General features: G+C 63.5%; 17 protein-coding genes. 14 read left to right on the top strand and 3 right to left on the bottom strand.

What is annotated here, in order from left to right; translation table 11 throughout:
- Entirely contained in the window at nucleotides 1-948 is a 948-nt protein-coding gene (locus tag AC1A0G_RS05950; protein WP_476528295.1) for a hypothetical protein, read from the top strand.
- 6 nt (nucleotides 949-954) lie between these two features.
- Here AC1A0G_RS05950 and AC1A0G_RS05955 read toward each other — a convergent pair whose 3' ends face one another.
- The gene (locus AC1A0G_RS05955; protein ID WP_476528296.1) at nucleotides 955-1986 is read right to left on the bottom strand and encodes a D-2-hydroxyacid dehydrogenase family protein; all 1032 of its coding nucleotides are present in this window, start codon (nucleotides 1984-1986) and stop codon (nucleotides 955-957) included.
- A gap of 343 nt (nucleotides 1987-2329) precedes the next feature.
- Here AC1A0G_RS05955 and AC1A0G_RS05960 point away from each other — a divergent pair, with 343 nt between their 5' ends.
- Together AC1A0G_RS05960 and AC1A0G_RS05965 are read left to right on the top strand one after the other, a co-directional pair.
- Nucleotides 2330-2551 (top strand): helix-turn-helix transcriptional regulator, encoded by a 222-nt coding sequence (locus AC1A0G_RS05960; protein ID WP_476528297.1) that lies wholly within the window; start codon nucleotides 2330-2332, stop codon nucleotides 2549-2551.
- Nucleotides 2552-2582: 31 nt separating this feature from the next.
- On the top strand, nucleotides 2583-3035 hold the full coding sequence (locus AC1A0G_RS05965; protein ID WP_476528298.1) for a DUF2178 domain-containing protein: 453 nt from the start codon (nucleotides 2583-2585) through the stop codon (nucleotides 3033-3035).
- 128 nt (nucleotides 3036-3163) lie between these two features.
- Here the strand turns inward: AC1A0G_RS05965 and AC1A0G_RS05970 are convergent, their stop codons facing one another.
- Entirely contained in the window at nucleotides 3164-3571 is a 408-nt protein-coding gene (locus tag AC1A0G_RS05970; RefSeq protein ID WP_476528300.1) for a GNAT family N-acetyltransferase, read from the bottom strand.
- A gap of 291 nt (nucleotides 3572-3862) precedes the next feature.
- On the opposite strand from AC1A0G_RS05970, the gene AC1A0G_RS05975 reads away from it, so the two are divergent.
- Both AC1A0G_RS05975 and ileS read left to right on the top strand, forming a co-directional pair.
- Nucleotides 3863-5155: a citrate synthase gene (locus AC1A0G_RS05975; protein ID WP_476528301.1), complete on the top strand. Its 1293-nt coding sequence runs from the start codon at nucleotides 3863-3865 to the stop codon at nucleotides 5153-5155.
- Between the two features lie 412 nt (nucleotides 5156-5567).
- The gene (gene ileS, locus AC1A0G_RS05980) at nucleotides 5568-8897 is read left to right on the top strand and encodes a mupirocin-resistant isoleucine--tRNA ligase (protein ID WP_476528333.1); all 3330 of its coding nucleotides are present in this window, start codon (nucleotides 5568-5570) and stop codon (nucleotides 8895-8897) included.
- A 316-nt stretch (nucleotides 8898-9213) separates the two neighbouring features.
- Here ileS and dapD read toward each other — a convergent pair whose 3' ends face one another.
- Nucleotides 9214-10233 (bottom strand): 2,3,4,5-tetrahydropyridine-2,6-dicarboxylate N-succinyltransferase, encoded by a 1020-nt coding sequence (gene dapD / locus AC1A0G_RS05985; RefSeq protein WP_476528303.1) that lies wholly within the window; start codon nucleotides 10231-10233, stop codon nucleotides 9214-9216.
- Nucleotides 10234-10321: 88 nt separating this feature from the next.
- Here dapD and AC1A0G_RS05990 point away from each other — a divergent pair, with 88 nt between their 5' ends.
- The 9 genes from AC1A0G_RS05990 (at nucleotide 10322) to AC1A0G_RS06030 (ending at nucleotide 19928) form a co-directional block, all read left to right on the top strand.
- Nucleotides 10322-10453: a hypothetical protein gene (locus AC1A0G_RS05990; RefSeq protein WP_476528304.1), complete on the top strand. Its 132-nt coding sequence runs from the start codon at nucleotides 10322-10324 to the stop codon at nucleotides 10451-10453.
- 111 nt (nucleotides 10454-10564) lie between these two features.
- Nucleotides 10565-11689: a peptide chain release factor 2 gene (prfB, locus tag AC1A0G_RS05995; protein ID WP_476528306.1), complete on the top strand. Its 1125-nt coding sequence runs from the start codon at nucleotides 10565-10567 to the stop codon at nucleotides 11687-11689.
- 246 nt (nucleotides 11690-11935) lie between these two features.
- A complete protein-coding gene (ftsE, locus tag AC1A0G_RS06000; RefSeq protein WP_476528307.1) occupies nucleotides 11936-13441 on the top strand; it encodes a cell division ATP-binding protein FtsE in 1506 nt (501 codons plus the stop codon).
- Nucleotides 13438-14361, top strand: coding sequence for a permease-like cell division protein FtsX (ftsX, locus tag AC1A0G_RS06005; protein WP_476528308.1), 924 nt, complete (start codon nucleotides 13438-13440; stop codon nucleotides 14359-14361). The genes ftsE and ftsX overlap by 4 nt, the downstream gene beginning before the upstream one ends.
- Nucleotides 14362-14472: 111 nt before the next feature.
- A complete protein-coding gene (locus AC1A0G_RS06010) occupies nucleotides 14473-15933 on the top strand; it encodes a CHAP domain-containing protein (protein ID WP_476528310.1) in 1461 nt (486 codons plus the stop codon).
- 102 nt (nucleotides 15934-16035) lie between these two features.
- Nucleotides 16036-16515: an SsrA-binding protein SmpB gene (gene smpB / locus AC1A0G_RS06015; protein ID WP_214374204.1), complete on the top strand. Its 480-nt coding sequence runs from the start codon at nucleotides 16036-16038 to the stop codon at nucleotides 16513-16515.
- A 135-nt stretch (nucleotides 16516-16650) separates the two neighbouring features.
- Nucleotides 16651-17607 carry an ABC transporter substrate-binding protein gene (locus AC1A0G_RS06020; RefSeq protein WP_476528311.1) on the top strand — a complete coding sequence of 319 codons (957 nt, stop codon included), beginning with the start codon at nucleotides 16651-16653 and terminating at the stop codon, nucleotides 17605-17607.
- Between the two features lie 119 nt (nucleotides 17608-17726).
- A complete protein-coding gene (locus AC1A0G_RS06025; RefSeq protein WP_476528334.1) occupies nucleotides 17727-18656 on the top strand; it encodes an ABC transporter substrate-binding protein in 930 nt (309 codons plus the stop codon).
- A gap of 288 nt (nucleotides 18657-18944) precedes the next feature.
- Entirely contained in the window at nucleotides 18945-19928 is a 984-nt protein-coding gene (locus AC1A0G_RS06030; protein WP_476528312.1) for an amino acid ABC transporter permease, read from the top strand.
- Nucleotides 19929-19931: the final 3 nt, after the last annotated feature.

A 19931-nucleotide genomic window follows, 5' to 3' on the forward strand; every position in this document is an offset into this window, starting at 1 on the left:
ATGATCAGACCACAATGCCATCTCAGCCGCCAATTCGTCGCGATGGCGAAACGTTGCGCGATCCTGTACGCGGTGATGCTCGCCATCCCGCTGGCGACGCTCGGCATCTCCGCCTATCGCGTGTATGCGCAGCTCACGGAGTCGGGTTCCGAATCTGCCGTATTTCCCGTGGACGTCGAAGCGCGCATGTTCCCGTTCCTGTTCCTGGTCGGCGTGATCTGGTTCGTCGGATTCTTCGACGTCGAACTGTGTCACGGCGTATCGCGCCGGTCGTTCGCGAACGTTGGCATGATCGCGAACATGGCGATCGCCGCTGCGACGACGCTCATCCTCATGCCGGTGCAGTACGCCGGGGCTTCGCTGAGGCTGTCGGGGCGGTCCGTGACGGAATCTCAACAGGCCGATCTGTTGCGCTCGCCGTCGGGCGTGCTGCTGTATCTGCAAGGGGAGCGGTCCGGGCGCTTCCAGTTCGCGGGGACCGATTGCCCGGTCGGATCGTTGGTGAATCGTGTGGTGTGCGGCGAACCGGTCGTCGTGCCGTTCGACTGGCTGTATATGTCGATGAAGATGTTCTCGATGATGCTGATCGTCACCTCGCTGGGCATGTTGGCGGGCGCGTTGATCGCATGGGCGTTCAACGGCGGCGTGATGCGCTGGGCGGGCGGTTCGCTGCTGCTGATCGCGGTGGTCGCCGCATATACGGTGGCTAATCCGTGGTGGTATGCAGGCGACATGTATGACGAGGCGTTGCCGCGGGCGCTGTACTGGGTGAAGAATCTGCTGTCCGGCAGTGTGATCCGTGAGATGGGCACGAGACAGGTCATTTCGTACGTCGCATGGATTCCGTTCGTATTCTCGCTGCTGCTGTTCGCGGTATGCGCGTTCGCCGTCGACCGGATGACGGCGCGGCGTGAGATCCGCCCGTCTCGTCGGCATCTGATCGGCTGACCGGACTCAATTTGCCACGTTGAAATTGCCGCCGGTGAAGAACGATGCGACCGACTGCACGACCTGCCTGGTGAGGCTCACGTAGGCCTCGTCGTTGCGCCACGCCACATGTGGGGTCAACACGATGCCCGGCACGGTACGCAACGGATCGTCCATCGGTAGCGGCTCATGACCGAACACGTCCAATGCGGCTTGGATGTCGCCGCGCAACAGCCGTGCAGTCAGCGCACCCGGCTCGATGATTTCGGCTCGCGCGGTGTTGACGAACAGCGTGCCCGGACGCATCCGGTCGAGCTGCTTGGCAGTGATGATGCCTGCCGTGGACTCCAGCAACGGCAGGTGAAGGCTCACGATGTCCGCGCGTTCCATCAGATCACCCATATCGTCGATCGGTTCCACGCCGAGTGCGGTCGCCGCGGACGGGTCGACGTGCGAATTCCATACGGCCACATGCATCCCAAACCCGTTGGCGATACGGGCCACGGTCTGACCGATGCCTCCGAATCCCACCAATCCCAGCGTCTTGCCGTGCAGCGCGTAGCCTTCCGCACCGGTCCAGTCGCCGGAATGCACCTCGGCGTTCAGCCGTCCGGCCTCGCGGGCCAGCTCCAATATCAGCGCGAACGTATGCTCCGCCACCGCATGATCGCCGTAATGCACAATGTTGCATACGCGCACGCCGCGCTCGCGGGTCTTCGCCATGTTGATGTAGCTCGCCACGCCGGTGCCGCCGAACGCGAAGCAGCGCACATGGCCATCGCCGCCATCGAAGCCGCAGAACCGGTCGAGCATCGCGTCTGGGATGTGAAAGCCGATCACCATCACCGCATCCGCGTCGGCGGACCGCGCGAGGAGCGTCTCCTTGTCCGTCGTGCGGTCCGTATACATGCGCACGCGTGCGATGTCGTGCAGCAGCGGCAGATTCGCCTTGAACGGTTCGATCATCGCATCGAACACCGTCGGCATTACCGCCAGCGGCAGGTCGGTGCGGTCAGGTTGCGTTTCGATGATCTGCGGCGTGGATTGCTGTTCGCTCATGCCTTCACTGTAATGCGACACGTCGAACGGCTTCGCGCGTCGTGTGGGTTGCCTGGTGTCATTGCCGCCCTTGCTTCCCCCGGGAGGGGAGCTGTCCCGGTATCGCGCCCTTTGCGCGATGTTCGATTACCTTGCTCCCCCTGAAGGGGGAGCTGTCGGCGTAGCCGACTGAGGGGGTGAAAGAGTTCCCGGCGATCAACAACCGGAGAAAAATAGTCTCTGCCTAGAGATAATATGAAGTCAACTTCATATGAAGTGTGCTTCAGTTTTTTGTCGAACGATGATCGTAGGCGATGTTGCGGGCAATGCCGCTGGCAGCGCGACAAGGAGGTGATGCGGGTCGATGAAGACCAAGGTCCGTGAATACCGGAAAGCCGCCGGCATGACGCAGCAGGAGCTGGCCGATGCGGTGCATGTGTCGTCCCGTACGATCATCTCGATCGAAAAGGAGCAGTACAACCCCTCGCTCATGCTGGCCTACCGGCTGGCGCAGGTGTTCGGCACCAGCATCGAGGACCTGTGCATGCTGGCCGAGAACGAGCGTATCGAAGACGATGACGAATAGGAACGTGGATGGGAAAGATCGGAGGATCGGAATGAAGCCGAGAATACGGAGCCGTAAGGCGTTGCGCGGCGCGATCTGCATGGCTGTGGCCTCGCTGCTGCAACTTGGTATGGTGTTGGGAGCGTTTGGCCGTGCATCATCGCAACGGTATACATGGTCATGGGCGTTGGAGGTGATCACGCTTGTGATATTCCTTGCCAGTGCCGTCATGTGGCTGTGCGCGGCGTATTCCGAGACGGCGGCCCTTGCCATCGGGGAGAAGCCGCCGGAGGACGAGCGTGACCGGTCGGTGTTGACCAAAGCCAACGCGAAGGCGCTTCAGGTGCTGGAGGCGACGATGCTGTCGGTCGCGATCGTCGTGCTGTTCGTCGGAATCGGACTGGACAATATGATTCTTGCCGTCATCGGATTGACGGTGATCGTGTGCGGATGGGCGGCATTGACATTGCAAATCGGACTGGCATGGTGGTATTTCCGGCATTGACCGCCGCGAGATACCACCGATATCACCGATTTGCACGGGGTGCCTGATGGATGGAGATTGGCTGTCGCCGATCCCGATCGGCTGCGGCCGGTTGCGGTTGGCTGTAACCAGCCGATTCGGGACTTGCGTCACCAGTTCGGGTTGACGGTCTGCATGGCCACGCCGTCGGTCATGACCTTGAACCCGAATCGTTCGTAGAATGACGCGTTCTTGCTCTCCTCCGGCATGACCTCCACATAGAAGAAGTCGCGATACTTCTCCTGAATCATACGCACCATATGCCCGGCGATGCCGTGGCCCTGATATTCGGGATCGACCAGCACATAATGCATGTAGGCCAGCATCGCGCCGTCATCCAACGCGCGCACCAGACCGACCAGACGGTCGCCGTCCCAAGCCGAGATCACGGTCGAGGAGCCCATCAGCGCCTTGTGCAGCTGATCCGGGTATTCGCCGGACACCCAGCCGACGGAACGAAACAGCTGCTGGACCTGATCCTTGGTGAACGTGCGTTCCTCGGTGTATGTGATGGTCATGGTTGATCCCCTTATCGTTAACTCGTGTGGCGTGTTCGGCCAATACTAAAAGGATGGCCTCGTATGTTCATGAGTGCGTCCGCAATGTGGTGATCTATTGCGAGGAGGTATGCATCCGGTAATCGGCGCATTGGCGTGATGGCGCATTGAATCGGTATGAAACGCGTACTGGCGATGTCCTCGGGACTGACGAAGCGAAAAATGAGACGGCGATTTGCGCCGAAACACGCGTGCCATATAGTGAGCCATACTTTTGAGCCATACGGCCCGTATATCGAGGGGAGTACAAGCATGGCAACCGCCCAGCTGAATGTGGATGACAGCAAATACACGCTGCCCGTCGTCAAGGCCACCGCGGGGCCGGACGGCATCGTGGTCTCCAAGCTGCGCAACGACGGTTGGGTCACGCTCGACCCCGGATTCCTCACCACCGCGCAATGCGAATCGAAGATCACGTACATCGACGGCCAGCACTCGATCCTGCGCTATCGGGGCTACCCGATCGAGCAGCTGTGCGACCAGTCCGACTTCCTCGAGGTCGCATGGCTGCTGCGTCACGGCGAACTGCCCAGCAAGGAACAGTACGAGAAGTTCGTCTCCGACATCAACCACCGCACGATGGTCGGCGAAGACTTCCGCACGTTCATGGGCTCGTTCCCGCGCACCGCACACCCGATGAGCGTGCTCGCCTCCGCCATCAACGCGCTCGCCACCTTCTACCCGGATACCACCGACATCACCGACTCCGACCAGCTGGACGAGGCCGCGGTCATCATCATGGCTAAGGTGCGTACGATCGTGTCGTACATCTTCCGCCGCCGCCGTGACGAGCCGATGCTCTACCCGGACTACGCCCGCGGCTATGTCGACGACTTCCTGCGCATGTGCTTCGCCGTGCCGTACGAGCCGTTCGAATCCGATCCGCTGTATGTGCACGCGCTCGGCCGACTGCTCATCATCCACGCCGACCACGAGCAGAACTGCTCCACCTCGGTCGTGCGCATCGCCGGGTCCGCCCACGCGAACCTGTATTCCGCGGTCGCGGCCGGCGTGAACGCGCTGTCCGGCCCGCTGCACGGCGGTGCGAACGAGGCCGTGTTGCGCCAGCTCAAGGCCATCCGCGACTCCGGCAAGTCGGTTCGCGAGTTCGTCGAGGACGCGAAGGCGAACGGCCAGCGCATCTCCGGCCTCGGCCATCGCGTATACAAGTCGTACGATCCGCGCGCCGCGATCGCCAAGACCTATCTTGAGAAGATCATGGAACGCGAGGACACGTCGAAACTGCCGGCCGACGAACGTGCGCTGTTCGACGTGGCCACCGAGCTGGAGGACATCGCGCTGACCGACGAGTATTTCGTCTCCCGCCACCTCTATCCGAACGTCGACTTCTACACCGGACTGATCTACCGTGCCATCGGCTTCGACCCGGCCATGTTCACCACGCTGTTCGCGCTCGGCCGCATCCCCGGCTGGATCGCGCAGTACCGCGAGATGCTTGCCGACCCGAACACGAAGATTGGACGTCCGCGTCAGGTCTACACCGGCGAGACGCTGCGCGACTACGTGCCGCTGGACCTGCGCTGACGGCGGATGCGGCCGGAAAAGACGGTCAAACGTCATCCGTGATCGTACGGGTGACGTTTGACCCCGTGCCGTGCTACGATGGCGGCGTTGTCAAGGCAGTGATCCGTTATCAGCGGGGAGCCTTCGGAAGAACGGCGTTCGGCTGATCAGCCGGCCGCCCAGTAGACCCGACGGGATCGGCCCGACACAGCCGAACTCAAGCGGTCGCACTCCGCAAGGGCAATAGCCTCGAACGGAACGCGACAAGCGAGGTGGTACCGCGGTGAGAGGCGGTCGGCATAGAGCCGAACCGATCATCGTCCTCGTAGGCAGGAATGACAGTCGATCGTCATGCCCGGCCGCGAGGCCTCGCGCATGGTGATCGTCAATCAGTCCTGTAGGACAGAGCAAAACATTGACGAGGAGAACCATGGTGAGCGAAACCACCAATCATGTGTATCCCAAGGCGAACGAAGGCGGCGAAACCGCATCCGTCGCGCCGAACCCGAGCTTCCCGCACATGGAGGAGACCGTCCTCGACTACTGGGACAAGGACGACACCTTCCAGAAGTCGGTCGAACGTCGCCCCTCCGGCGACCACAGCCAGAACGAGTTCGTGTTCTTCGACGGCCCGCCGTTCGCGAACGGCCTGCCGCACTACGGCCACCTGCTGACCGGCTACGCGAAGGACGTCATCCCGCGCTACCAGACCATGAAGGGGCACAAGGTCAACCGCGTATTCGGCTGGGACACGCACGGTCTGCCCGCCGAACTCGAGGCGCAGAAGGAACTTGGCATCGACTCGGTCGCCCAGATCGAGGAAATGGGCATCGACAAGTTCAACGACGCCTGCCGCGCCTCCGTCCTCAAGTACACACGCGAATGGCAGGACTACGTGCACCGCCAGGCCCGCTGGGTCGACTTCGAGCACGGCTACAAGACGCTGAACATCCCGTACATGGAGTCCGTGATGTGGGCGTTCAAGCAGCTCTACGAGAAGGGCCTCGCCTATCAGGGCTATCGCGTGCTGCCGTACTGCCCGAAGGACCAGACGCCGCTGAGCGCGCACGAGCTGCGCATGGACGCCGACGTGTACCAGGACCGTCAGGATACCACCGTCTCCGTCGCCGTCAAGATGCGCGACGAGGACGCCTACGCCGTGTTCTGGACCACCACGCCGTGGACCGTCCCGACCAACTTCGCGATCGTCGTCGGCGCGGACATCGACTATGTCGAGGTCGAGCCGACCGAAGGCAAGTTCGCCGGCAAGAAGTTCTACCTCGGCAAGGCGCTCCTGCCGCACTACACCAAGGAACTCGGCGAGAACTACACGGTCGTGCGCGAGCTCAAGGGCTCCGAGCTGGCCGGCCGCCGCTACTGGCCCGTCTTCCCGTACTTCGCGGGCGAGAAGGCCGAGACCGAGGGCAACGTGCCCGGCCCGAACGGCTACACGATCTTCACCGCCGACTACGTCGACACCGTCGAAGGCACCGGCCTCGTGCATCAGGCACCTTACGGCGAAGACGATATGAACACGCTCAACGCCAAGGGCATCAAGAGCACCGACGTGCTCGACAACGGCTGCAACTTCACATCGCAGTGCCCGGACTACGAGGGCCTGTTCGTGTTCGACGCCAATCTACCGATCCTTCGCAACCTGCGCGCCGGCGACGGCCCGCTCGCCCAGATCGACGAGGACAAGCGCGCGATCCTCTTCCAGGAGAAGAGCTACGTGCACTCCTACCCGCACTGCTGGCGCTGCGCCACGCCGCTGATCTACAAGCCGGTCAGCTCGTGGTTCGTCTCCGTCACCAAGATCAAGCCGCGTCTGCTCGAGCTCAACCAGCAGATCAACTGGATTCCGGAGAACGTCAAGGACGGCCAGTTCGGCAAGTGGCTTGCCAACGCGCGCGACTGGTCGATCTCCCGCAACCGTTTCTGGGGCTCCCCGATCCCGGTGTGGGTGTCCGACGATCCGAAGTACCCGCGCGTCGACGTGTACGGCTCGCTTGAGGAGTTGAAGAACGACTTCGGCGACTACCCGCGCGACAAGGACGGCAACATCAACATGCACCGTCCGTGGATCGACAACCTGACCCGACCGAACCCGGATGATCCGACCGGCAAGAGCCACATGCACCGCATCACCGACGTGCTCGACTGCTGGTTCGAGTCCGGTTCGATGTCGTTCGCGCAGTTCCACTACCCGTTCGAAAACAAGGAGAAGTTCGAACAGCACTTCCCGGCCGACTACATCGTCGAATACATCGGCCAGACCCGCGGCTGGTTCTACCTGCTGCACGTCATGGCCACCGCCCTGTTCGACCGCCCGGCGTTCAAGAACGTGATCTGCCACGGCATCGTGCTCGGCTCCGACGGCCAGAAGATGTCCAAGCACCTGCGCAACTACCCGGACGTCAACGGCGTGTTCGACAAGTACGGTTCCGACGCGATGCGCTGGTTCCTCATGTCCTCGCCGATCCTGCGCGGAGGCAACCTGATTGTCACCGCCGAAGGCATCCGCGACACGGTCCGCCAGGTCATGCTGCCGGTGTGGAGCTCCTACTACTTCTTCACGCTGTACGCCAACGCGGCCAACAAGGGTGCCGGCTTCGACGCCCGCCAGCTCACCGCCGACGAGGTCGCCAACCTGCCGGAGATGGATCGCTACCTGCTGGCCCGCACGCGCCGTCTGGTCGAGAAGGTCCAGAAGTCGCTCGACGAGTTCGCGATCTCCGACGCGTGCGACGCGGCCGCCGACTTCATCGACGTGCTCACCAACTGGTACATCCGCAACACCCGCGACCGCTTCTGGAACGAGGATGCGAACGCGTTCAACACGCTGTACACCGTGCTCGAGGTGTTCATGCGCGTGCTCGCCCCGCTCGCCCCGATGGAGGCCGAATCCGTGTGGCGTGGACTGACCGGCGGCGAATCGGTACATCTTGCCGACTGGCCGTTCCTTGCGGACGAGAAGACCGGCGAGGCGACCGAGCTTGGCCGCGTGCTGGCCGACGATCCGAAGCTGGTCAACGCGATGGAGAAGGTGCGCGAGGTCGTCTCGGGCACGCTCTCGCTGCGCAAGGCGGAGCAGATCCGCGTGCGCCAGCCGCTCGCCAAGCTCACCGTCGTGGTCGAGGACGTGGCCGACGTCGAGGCGTACGCCGAGATCCTCAAGTCCGAGCTGAACGTGAAGGACATCGAGTTCTGCACGATGGAGGACGCCGGCTCCAAGGGCCTGAAGATCGTCCACCAGCTCAAGGTGAACGCCCGTGCGGCCGGCCCGCGCCTCGGCAAGCAGGTCCAGTTCGCGATCAAGGCGTCCAAGACCGGCGCCTGGCACGTCGACGCCGCCACCGGCGCCCCGGTGGTCGAGACGCCGAACGGCGAGGTCGCGCTGGAGGCCGGCGAATACGAGCTGATCAACCGCGTGGAGGAGGAGAACGCCGCGGAAGCCGCGTCGTCCGTCTCCGCCGCGCTGCCGACCGGCGGCTTCGTGATCCTCGACACCGCGCTGGACGACGACCTGATCGCCGAAGGTTACGCCCGTGACGCGATCCGCGCCGTGCAGGACGCCCGCAAGGACGCCGGACTCGACATCGCCGACCGCATCAGCCTGAAGCTGACCGTGCCGGCCGCCGACGCGCCGAAGGCCGAGCAATTCCGCGACCTCATCGCCCACGAGACCCTCGCCGAAGCCGGCGTTGAGATCGTTGCCGATGCGGACGCCAAGGAACTGGCCGTCGAGGTCGCCAAGGCCTGAGCCTGACGCCGCTCAGACCATAACGGCATAACAAACACAGTTGGGCGGGAGCTTCCATCCGGAAACTCCCGCCCAACTCATATCGAACCATAGCCGCTCATGCTAGCCGCACAGTCATTGACGTCAAACCGGTAAACGGACGATCCAGTGGATCACCCATAGGCGAGGGAGCAGCCGTGCTGCGACGGCTGCATAAAAACTGACGAGGTCAGTTCTGAATCGTGAATAACGTATGCGATATCAAGGCGCACCGAGGGAAGCGGTACTCGGTACCGCGACCGAGGAGCAACGCAGATAACGCTCCGTTATTCACGATTCAGTTTTTGTGCAGCTTGGAGTTGAGTTCGATTCCGGTCTTGCGGTAGCGGGCCTCGATGCGGCCGGAAACCGAGTTGCGGATGAACAGGATGTTGTCCTTGCCGGAAAGATCCGCGCCCTTGACGACGTCGAGCGGTTCGCCGGCGGCGACTTTGGCCTTGTCGTAGACGGTGACCTTGGTGCCGGCGGTGATGTACAGGCCGGCTTCGACAACGCAGTTGTCGCCCAGCGAGATGCCGATGCCCGCGTTCGCGCCGAGCAGGGAGTGCTCGCCGATCGAGTTGCGCAGCTTGCCGCCGCCGGACAGCGTGCCCATGATGGACGCGCCGCCGCCGATGTCGGAGCCGTTACCCACGACCACGCCTTGCGAGACGCGGCCTTCGACCATCGAGACGCCGAGCGTGCCCGCGTTGAAGTTCACGAAGCCGGCGTGCATGACGGTCGTGCCTTCGGCCAGATGCGCACCGAGACGCACACGGTCCGCGTCGCCGATGCGCACGCCGGTCGGGGTGACGTAGTCGATCATGCGCGGGAACTTGTCGACCGACAGTACGGTGACCATCGCGGCCGGGGCAGCGGTCGGCAGTCCGACCTGTGCGGCGAACGCGTCGGCCGCGGTGATCGCCGCGGATTCGACGTCGATCTTGCGCAGCGCGAAGTCCTCGACCGCGAACGGACCGTAGTTCGTCCACACCACGTTGGTGAGACGCGCGAAGATGCCGTCGAGGTTCAGCGTGTTCGGCTTGGCGAGGCGCTGCGACAGCAGGTGCAGACGCAGGTATGCGTCGGCCGCGTCCGCGATCGGCGCGTCGAGGTCGGACACGGTGAACACCGGGACGCGACGCACGCCGCGCGCGTCGGCCGTCTCGTGCACCAGTTTGCCGAACCCATGGTTCGGGCGGTCGGATTCGGCCGGCGCCTCGCCGAGCGTAAGCTGCGGATACCAGACGTCCAGCGTGGCGCCGGAGGCGTCGACCGAGGCCAGGCCCCAGCCCCATGCGGTGCGTTCGTTTGCCATTGAGCACTCCTTATCGAGTCGTGTGATAATGCCTCCAGCTTAATTCCTGTGCGTCATAAATCCGGGCGTGTCGTTACAATGGCGGACTGTGAACGATTACAGGGCCGAACGGGAGCAGCGAGAACGCCGCCGTCGCAACATCATGCGAGCGGTGTGCATCGTCGTAGCTGCCGCCATGCTGCTCAGCCTTGTCATCCCGGCTATCTACGCCGGTCTTTGACGCACCTTTGCCCGCGCATGCCCAATGAGGGATATGCGTTTTCATGCATATATTGTGCGCACCTAGGAAAACGACCGGATACATCAGCAACGACACATATGGTGGTATACGATGGCAGAATTTGATTATTCCCAAGCAATCGGCGACGCTCGCGCCAAGTACGAGTCCATCGCCAAGGCGCTCGACGTCGACCGGCTCAAGGCCGACATCAAGGATCTCGAAACGCAGGCGGCCGAGCCGGGCCTGTGGGACGATCCGGAGAACGCGCAGAAGATCACGAGCAAGCTGTCGGCCGCGCAGGCCCAGCTGCGTCGCCTGAACTCCGCGAGCCAGCGCATCGACGACGTGGAGACGCTCGTCGAGCTTGGCCAGGAGATGGAGGACGCCGATTCGCTCGCCGAGGCGAAGACCGAGATCGAGTCGATCCAGAAGGATCTCGACGACATGGAGATCCAGACGCTGCTTGACGGCGAATACGACGAGCGTTCCGCGGTCGTGACGATCCGTTCCGGCGCGGGCGGCGTGGACGCGGCCGACTTCGCACAGATGCTGCTGCGCATGTACCTGCGCTGGGCCGAACGCCACGGCTTCAAGGCCAAGGTGATGGACACCTCGTACGCGGAAGAGGCCGGCATCAAGTCCGCGACCTTCCAGGTGGACGCGCCGTACGCGTTCGGCCGCCTGTCGGTCGAGGGCGGTACGCACCGTCTCGTGCGCATCTCCCCGTTCGACAACCAGGGCCGCCGCCAGACCAGCTTCGCCGCGGTCGAGGTCGTCCCGCTCGTCGAGGCGACCGATCACATCGACATCCCGGACACCGACATCCGCATCGACACGTACTGCTCCTCCGGCCCCGGCGGCCAGGGCGTGAACACCACGTACTCCGCGGTGCGCATCACCCACCTTCCGACCGGCATCGTCGTGACCATGCAGGACGAGCGCTCGCAGATCCAGAACCGCGCCGCCGCCATGGCCGTGCTCCAGTCCCGACTGCTGGTGTTGCGCCACGAGGAGGAAGCCAAGAAGAAGAAGGAGATCGCCGGCGACATCAAGGCCAGCTGGGGCGATCAGATGCGCTCCTACGTGCTGCACCCGTACCAGATGGTCAAGGATCTGCGCACCGGCTACGAGACGAGCCAGACGCAGGCCGTGTTCGACGGCGACATCGACGCGTTCATCGAGGCCGGCATCCGCTGGCGTCACGAACAGCGCCGCGCCGCGGAGAACGAAGAGTAGTCCCGTCTCCTTGCAGGGGATTTCGTAACATGTCATTTCGAGCGAGGCGGAGCCGAGTCGAGAAATCTTTCGGGACCGGTTGTCTCGGAGGATTTCTCCAATCGCTGCGCTCGGTCGAAATGACAGTGTGTTCACTCGGTCGAAATGACGAGGCGAACACCTGACCGGAGCGGTGGGATAATCGTGGGCCGGCCGCTATGATGGCAGCGGGTTTTAGGTAGAACCTGACATACAAAAAGGAAGATCATGGCACTCATCTCGTTGGATCATGTGAGCAAGATCTACCCGCGCGGCACCAGGCCCGCGCTGGACGACGTCAATCTGCACATCGACCGGGGTGATTTCGTCTTCCTTGTCGGCGCGTCCGGCTCCGGCAAAACCACGCTGCTGAGCCTGTTGCTGCGCGAGGAGGAGGCCACCGACGGCGAGATCCACGTCGCCGGCAATGATCTGCGACGTCTTACGAACCGTCAGGTGCCGCAGTACCGTCGTTCGATCGGTTTCATCTTCCAGGATTACAAGCTGCTCAACAACAAAACCGTCTGGCAGAACGTCGCGTTCGCGCTCGAGGTGATCGGCACGCGCCGATCGACCATCAAATCGCTCGTGCCGAAGGTACTCGAAACCGTGGGACTCACGGGCAAGGAGAACAGCTACCCGCACGAGCTGTCCGGCGGCGAGCAGCAGCGTGTGACCATCGCCCGCGCCTACGTCAACCATCCGCAGATCCTGCTGGCCGACGAGCCGACCGGCAACCTCGATCCGACCACGTCGCTCGGCATCATGGAGGTGCTCGACGCGATCAACCGCACCGGCACCACGATCGTCATGGCCACACACAACGAGGAGATCGTCAATTCGATGCGCAAGCGCGTCGTCGAACTGCACGCCGGCAAGATCGTGCGCGACGAGCGGCAGGGTTCCTATGATTCCGCACTGTACTTCCCGGACGCGGAGGTCGAATCCAAGTCGAAGCAGGCGCTCGGCGTACCTGATGCTCCGGTTCAGGCCACCGCGCTGGACCATGCTCAGGCACAGTCTCACGACGTGACGGGCACCGTCTCGTCCATCCAGCCGCGTCCGTCGATCCAGGCCACGCAGGCCGCGACCGGCACCGCGCATGGCACTCGCGTCGAACAGGCCGAACGGGTCGTCGAGCATGTCTCGGCGGTCATCAACAGCGATCAGACCGACGAGGGCATCGCGCGACTGGCCAATTCCGTCCACTCGGGCCGCACCGGCCGCTATGGCGAGGTGTTCGCGCCTATCGAAACGACGCTGACGTGGGGCAAGGGACTCAATCTGGAGGAGTACGCGGCCCAGCAGGAAGCCGCGAAGAAGGCTGCGGATAAGGCCTCGTCAAGCGACACTGCCACGTCCGGTACAGGCGCGTCCGAAGCGGGCGATCGGTCCGTCGAACCGAGCCAGTCGTCGTCCGCCGCGCCGACGCACGAAGCGGTCGGCGCACACGGCGAATCGTCGACATCACAGCAGCCGACGCAACCGTCGACGGAACAGTCGCATCAAACATCCGCGCAGTCGGCAACCCAGCCGCCGCAATCCGTGGAACAATCCGTGAAACAAGACAGCCGCGACGATCACGGCACCGCGGAACCGCCGGCCGCCCCCGCGGCAGCCGCGCCGCTTCCGCCGTTGCCGCCGGCCCCACCCGCGCCGCCGCGCCCGCAGACTGCCGCGCAGGACGCGAACAACGAGCACACCACGAACGACCGCAAGGAGGAAACCCGATGAGAGCACGGTTCATCCTCTCCGAAACCTGGACGAGCCTTAAGCGCAACGTGCCGATGCTGCTGTCCGTCATGCTCGTCACGTTCATCTCGTTCCTGTTCATCGGCGCGTCCGTGCTCACGCAGGCGCAGATCACCAAGGCGAAGGGCGGCTGGTACGACCAGGTCGAGGTCGTCGTGTGGCTGTGCCCGGACGGCACCAGCCAGTCGGCCAACTGCGCGTCCGGCAAGTCGCCGAGCGCGAGCGAGATCACCGCGCTCCAGCAGAAGATCCGTGACGAACTGCCCGACGTCGTCGCCAAGATCACGTACATGTCCAAGGACGAGTTCTACAAGAACACGTTCCTCAAGCAGTATCCGAACGGCGAATACCAGGGCCGCACGCTCACCGCCGACGACATGCAGGATTCGCTGTGGCTCAAGCTCAAGAACCCGGAGAAATACCAGGTCGTCGCGGAAGTGCTCTCCGGCCAGGACGGCGTGGAGGAGGTCTCCGACCAGCGGCAGATCTTCGAGCCGGTGTTCGCCGTGCTCAACCGCGCGACCGTCGTCACCGCGGTGCTCGCAGCCGTGATGGTGCTCGTCGCGATCCTCCTGACCGCGACCACGATCCGCATGTCCGCCGCCTCGCGCAGCAAGGAGACGGAGATCATGCGACTGGTCGGCGCATCGAACTGGACGATCCGGCTGCCGTTCATCCTCGAAGGCACGGTCGCCTCGCTCGTCGGTTCCGTACTGTCGTGCGTGATGCTGTCGGTGATCGTGCGCACGTTCATCACCGGCTGGCTCGCGCAGTCGGTCACATGGATTCCGTACGTCGACCAGATGACCGTGCTCATGATCTCGCCGTTCCTCGTGGCCGGGGCGATCCTGCTATCGGTGGTCGCGTCGGTGATCTCGCTGCGACGGTATCTCAAGGCGTGAGCGGCTTCGCGCGAACGTGAGACAGACCACAGTGCCGATCGCGAACGCCGTGTTCGACATACAGATTCGTGTGTTATGGTGAGCACTGTTTGACGACGAAAGGACACGTTGATGGGGCAAACACAAGGCGGTAGATCCGCGGTTGCGATGATGTCGGCGGCGGCGCTGTGCATGACGATGGGGATCGCCGCGTTCAGCGGTGTAGTCGTGCCGGTCGCGAACGCCGATACATACAGCGATCTGCTCGACGCGCAGGCCGCGCAGCAGTCGAGCGCCGCCCGTGAAGCCGAGCTGCGTTCGCAGCTGTCCGGAGTCAACAGCCAGCTTGCCGACAAGATCGTCGAACTGGACAAGCTGACCAACACGACGATTCCTGCCGCTCAGGAGGCCGTGACCAAGGCCAATGACGCGGCCGCCCAGGCGCAGAAGGAAGCCGATGCGATGGCCGCCCGACTTGCGGCCGCGCAGAAGGACAAGGAAGCACTCGAAGCCGAGATCGCGAAGACCGGCGAGGATTATGACGATGCGCACGCGGCCGTCGCGCAGATGGCCCGCGATTCGATGCACGGCTCCAACGCGTCCGACGTGATGAGCGTGGTCACCGGTTCGACCAGCACCAAGGAATTCGTCAACTCGATGCAGACGCGTGACGCGCTCTCCCGCACCGAATCGAACGCCGCATCCGATGCCGCGGTGACGCTCAACACGTCCATGAACCGCAGCGAACGCCTGGCGGCCATCGAAAAGACGATCACCCAGTACAAGGCCAAGGCCGACGAGACCGCCGCCGCCGCGAAGACCGCGGCAAGCGATGCGAAGGCCAAGCGCGACTCGCTGGAACAGCTGCGTGTGGACGGCGAGGCGAAGCGTAGCGAGCTGGAAGGCTTGCAGGACCAGCTTAAGGGCAGCGTGGCGGAAGAGGCCGCGAACAAGGTGCTCCTGCAGTCCCGCGTCGACGCGCTCAACGAGCAGTATGCGGCCGAGCAGGCCGCGGCCGCGCAGAAGCCGAGCAGCGGCGAACAGGGCACGACCGATCCGACCGTGACGCCGACCGTGCCGAGCGTCACCCCGTCGGCCCCGTCGAACGGCGGCTCGAACGGCGGCAATTCGGGCGGTACTTCCGGCGGAAACTCGGGCAACAGCTCGAACAGCGGCTCGTCATCCGGCGGCAGCTCTTCCGGCAGCTCGTCCGCCGGTACGTCGTCCTCCGGGCAGGGCACCAGCAACGGCGACAGCGGCAACGCCTACGTGGCCGGCCAGTGCACGTGGTATGCGTACAACCGCCGTAAGGAAATGGGTATCGGCACGCCGTCCTTCCTCGGCAACGGCGGCGAATGGTATCTGACCGCGCCCTCGTACGGTCTGCGCGTGGACCACAATCCGCAGGTTGGCGCGGCGCTGTCGTTCATCCCCGGTCAGGATGGTGCGGACGGCACCTACGGCCATGTCGCCGTGGTCGAGGCCGTGTACTCCGACGGTACGTTCCTGATCTCGGAAATGAACTGGGGCGGTCCGTACATCATGCACAGCCGTACGCTGACCAACAACGGCCAGTACTGGTTCGTGCACTGACGTTCCGATCGCTCACATCGCATAGGGCTTCCGTTGTGGAAGCCCTTTCGCGTATCGTGTGATATTCTGATCTGTTGCATTGCATGACGAAAGGAGGAGACGATGGCCAAGGAGACCGGTACGAAGCTGATCGTGCAGAACAAGAAGGCCCGGCACGATTATCTGATCGAGGACCATTACGAGGCGGGGCTTGTGCTCACCGGCACGGAAGTCAAGTCGCTGCGCGAAGGACGCGCGTCGCTGGCGGAGGCGTTCGTCTCCATCGACCGGCGTGGCGAGATGTGGCTCGAAGGCGCGAACATCCCCGAATACCTCAACGGCACGTGGAACAACCATGCGCCCAAGCGCAAGCGCAAGCTGCTGCTGCACGAGCGTGAGATCGTCAAGCTTTCGCGCCAGTCCGAGGCGAAGGGCTACACGATCATCCCGATCAGCCTGTACTTCAAGGACGGGCGTGTCAAGGCCGAGATCGCGCTGGCGCGAGGCAAGAAGGAATACGACAAGCGCCAGGCCCTGCGCGAGGAGCAGGACAAGCGCGAGGCGCTGCGCGTCATGCGCTACAAGAACATGCGCGCGCGTTAAGGTGAACGGATAATCGGATTGTCCATACAGTGGACAATCCGTGTTCGGTTTACGATACCGTAGCATCGGAAACGTACTCTCTCGAATTAGCCGGAAACATACCCGCCGGTCGACATGTCTGAGAGAGGAAATCCAATGTCTTACAGCAAGGGAATACGTTCGATCCGTTCCATCGCGGCCGCCACGTTAAGCGCGGCCATGATCTTCGCCGCCGCGGCCTGCGGCACCACCGATTCCGGCAGCAACAGCGCGTCCGGCAACGACTCCAAGGACTCCGGTTCGTCGGCCACGCAAGGCTTCGACACCAGTTCCATCACGAAGGACGATGCTATCGCCGCGCTCCTGCCTGATTCCGTGGCCGGCGACGGCACGCTCACCGTCGGCACCGACACCTCGTACGCGCCGGCTGAATTCCTCGCCGAGGACGGCAAGACCGCCGTCGGCTTCGACGTCGACCTGTCCAAGGCGCTGGCCGCCGTGTTCGGTCTCAAAGAGACGACCGTCTCGTCCACGTTCGATTCGATCATCCCGTCGGTCGGCAGCAAATACGACATCGGCATCTCCTCGTTCACGGTCACGCCGGAACGCATGGAGGCCGTCGACTTCGTCACCTACTTCAAGGCCGGCTCCACGTGGGTCGTGCGCAAGGGCAACCCCGACAAAGTCGACACCGCGAACCTGTGCGGCGTGAAGGTCGCCGTGCAGACCGGCACCACGCAGGAGGAGGAAGTCAACAAGGCCAACGAGCAGTGCAAGGCCGACGGCAAGGATGCGATCGACATCCAGTCGTCCAAGCTGCAGACCGACGTGACCACCGCCGTGGCGTCCGGCAAGGCGTCGATCTTCTACGCCGACTCGCCGGTCGCCGGCTACGCGATCTCGCAGACCGGCGACACGCTGGAGACGCTCGGCGACGACACCGGCGTGACCCCGGAGGCCGTGGCGATCAAGAAGGGCGATTCGGCGACCGCCGAAGCCGTGCAGAAGGCCATCCAGAAGCTGATGGACGACGGCACGTACGGCAAGATCCTCGACGTGTGGGGCGTCAAGTCCGGCGCGATCGACAAGGCCGAGATCAACCCGTCCGTGTGATGTTGTTTCCGTGAGGCTTTCTGCGATAGGGAGCCTCACGGCATGTAACAGGAAAAACCTGTCCTCTCTGTATACTCGGTAAACACATCGAGAACCGAGAGAACAAGAGAGGAACCATGATGTTCAAGAACCTCAAAACCGCCGCCGCGCTCGCGCTGAGCGCCGCGATGCTGTTCGCCACGGCGGCCTGCGGAACCACCGACACCGCCACCGACGCGGACGGCAACGCGGCCAACACCACCGAAGGCTACGACCTGAGCGGCGTCAAGACCAACGACGACATCGCCGCGCTGCTGCCGAGCGCCGTCAAGGACGCCGGCAAGCTGACCGTCGGCATGGAACTGTCGTACGCGCCGGCCGAATTCCTGGCCGAGGACGGCAAGACCCCGGTCGGCTACGACGTCGACATCGCCACCGCGCTCGGCAAGCTCGCCGGTGTCAAGACCGACATCGTCTCGTCCACGTTCGACTCGATCGTCCCGTCCGTCGGCTCCAAGTACGATCTCGGCATCACCGCGATGACGATCACTGAGGAACGCCTCGAGGCCGTCGACTTCGTCAGCTACTACAAGTCCGGCTTCAGCTGGATCGTCAAGAAGGGCAACCCGAACAAGGTCGACACCACGCAGCTGTGCGGTCTGAAGATCGCCGTGCAGACCGGCACCGTGCAGGAAGAGGAGGCCAACAAGGCCGCCGACCAATGCAAGGCCGACGGCAAGGACGCGATCGAGGTGCTCTCCACCAAGCTGCAGACCGATGCGGCCACCAGCGTGGTGACCGGCAAGGCCGACGTGTTCTACGCCGACTCGCCGGTCGGCGGCTACGCGATCAGCCAGACCGGCGGCGAGCTGGAGATGCTCGGCGAGGTCGAAGGCACCGCCAAGCAGGGCGTCGCGATCAAGAAGGGCGACGAGGAGATGGACAAGTTCGTGCAGGCCGCCATGCAGCAGCTCATGGACGACGGCACGTACGGCAAGATCCTCAAGCACTGGGGCGTCGAATCCGGCGCGCTCGACAAGGCCGAGATCAACCCCACCGATCTGGCGTAACTCCGCATACCTTGGCTCCCTCTGATGAGGGAGCTGGCAGCCGCAGGCTGACTGAGGGAGAGAACGAAGGCTCAACCTTCTGACTCAATCAGGCGCCGGAACGTTCCATAGCTTTGACGCTCCCCCAGTCAGCTGCGCTGACAGCGTCCCGCAATTGCGGACTAGCCTTCGGCTAGCGATTTACTGGCTCGCCTGACGGCTCAGACGTTGCCTGCAAACGCTTTCGCGTTTGCTTCACGGCAACGTCCTCAGCCGAGGGGGCCGAGAAAAGCAAAGGACTACATACATATGGCGAAGAAACAAGCTGACGGCGACGGACTGAACATCCCGAACCGCATCGACGCGCTGCCCGTGCGCCGTCCCGGCCCGATCGTGGCCGCCGTGATCGTCGCGCTGCTCGCGGCGATGCTCATCCAGGGCATGATCACCAATCCGCGACTCGACTGGCCGACCGTCTGGAAGTACCTGTTCAACGAGAACGTGCTCGAAGGCATCCGGTACACGCTCGAGCTGACCGTCATCTCGATGGTCGTCGCGATCATCCTGTCGATCATCCTCGCCATCATGCGCAAGTCCATCAACCCGGTGCTGCGCGGCGTCAGCTGGTTCTTCATCTGGTTCTTCCGCGGCACCCCTGTGTACACGCAGCTCGTGTTCTGGGGCCTGTTCGCCGTGCTCGTGCCCAAACTCAGCCTCGGCATCCCGTTCACCGACATCGCGTTCTGGAGCGTGAACTCGCAGGACGTGATCACCGCGTTCAACGCCGCATGGATCGGTCTGGCCCTGAACGAGGCCGCGTACCTGTCCGAAATCGTGCGCGCAGGCCTCGAAGCGGTCGACCCGGGCCAGACCGAGGCCGCGCAGGCGCTCGGCATGAAGCGTTCGCTCATCATGCGCCGCATCATCCTGCCGCAGGCCATGCGCATCATCATCCCGCCCACCGGCAACGAGACGATCGGCATGCTCAAGACCACGTCGCTCGTCACCGCCGTCCCGTTCACGCTCGAACTGCAGTTCGCGACCAGCGCGATCGCCAACCGCATCTACAAGCCGATCCCGCTGCTGCTCGTGGCCTGCTTCTGGTACCTGCTCATCACGTCGATCCTCATGGTCATCCAGTCGCGCATCGAAAAGCACTTCGGCAAGGGCTTCGACGCGCGCGCGATGGGCACGCGCGGCAAGCAGCCGCCGCTGCCCGGCAAGACCGAAGGCGAGCCGAAGGACGACGTGAACAAGATCAACGAGGCCGGATTCACCGGCATGACCGCGTGAGCC

Source organism: Bifidobacterium sp. LH_230, assembly GCF_056357555.1.

Bases quoted from the DNA above. Each gene is read 5' to 3' on its own strand.
- AC1A0G_RS05950 (WP_476528295.1), top strand. From the start codon at position 1: ATGATCAGACCACAATGCCATCTCAGCCGCCAATTCGTCGCGATGGCG.
- AC1A0G_RS05955 (WP_476528296.1), bottom strand. From the start codon at position 1,986: ATGAGCGAACAGCAATCCACGCCGCAGATCATCGAAACGCAACCTGAC.
- AC1A0G_RS05960 (WP_476528297.1), top strand. From the start codon at position 2,330: ATGAAGACCAAGGTCCGTGAATACCGGAAAGCCGCCGGCATGACGCAG.
- AC1A0G_RS05965 (WP_476528298.1), top strand. From the start codon at position 2,583: ATGAAGCCGAGAATACGGAGCCGTAAGGCGTTGCGCGGCGCGATCTGC.
- AC1A0G_RS05970 (WP_476528300.1), bottom strand. From the start codon at position 3,571: ATGACCATCACATACACCGAGGAACGCACGTTCACCAAGGATCAGGTC.
- AC1A0G_RS05975 (WP_476528301.1), top strand. From the start codon at position 3,863: ATGGCAACCGCCCAGCTGAATGTGGATGACAGCAAATACACGCTGCCC.
- dapD (WP_476528303.1), bottom strand. From the start codon at position 10,233: ATGGCAAACGAACGCACCGCATGGGGCTGGGGCCTGGCCTCGGTCGAC.
- prfB (WP_476528306.1), top strand. From the start codon at position 10,565: ATGGCAGAATTTGATTATTCCCAAGCAATCGGCGACGCTCGCGCCAAG.
- ftsE (WP_476528307.1), top strand. From the start codon at position 11,936: ATGGCACTCATCTCGTTGGATCATGTGAGCAAGATCTACCCGCGCGGC.
- ftsX (WP_476528308.1), top strand. From the start codon at position 13,438: ATGAGAGCACGGTTCATCCTCTCCGAAACCTGGACGAGCCTTAAGCGC.
- AC1A0G_RS06010 (WP_476528310.1), top strand. From the start codon at position 14,473: ATGGGGCAAACACAAGGCGGTAGATCCGCGGTTGCGATGATGTCGGCG.
- smpB (WP_214374204.1), top strand. From the start codon at position 16,036: ATGGCCAAGGAGACCGGTACGAAGCTGATCGTGCAGAACAAGAAGGCC.
- AC1A0G_RS06020 (WP_476528311.1), top strand. From the start codon at position 16,651: ATGTCTTACAGCAAGGGAATACGTTCGATCCGTTCCATCGCGGCCGCC.
- AC1A0G_RS06025 (WP_476528334.1), top strand. From the start codon at position 17,727: ATGTTCAAGAACCTCAAAACCGCCGCCGCGCTCGCGCTGAGCGCCGCG.
- AC1A0G_RS06030 (WP_476528312.1), top strand. From the start codon at position 18,945: ATGGCGAAGAAACAAGCTGACGGCGACGGACTGAACATCCCGAACCGC.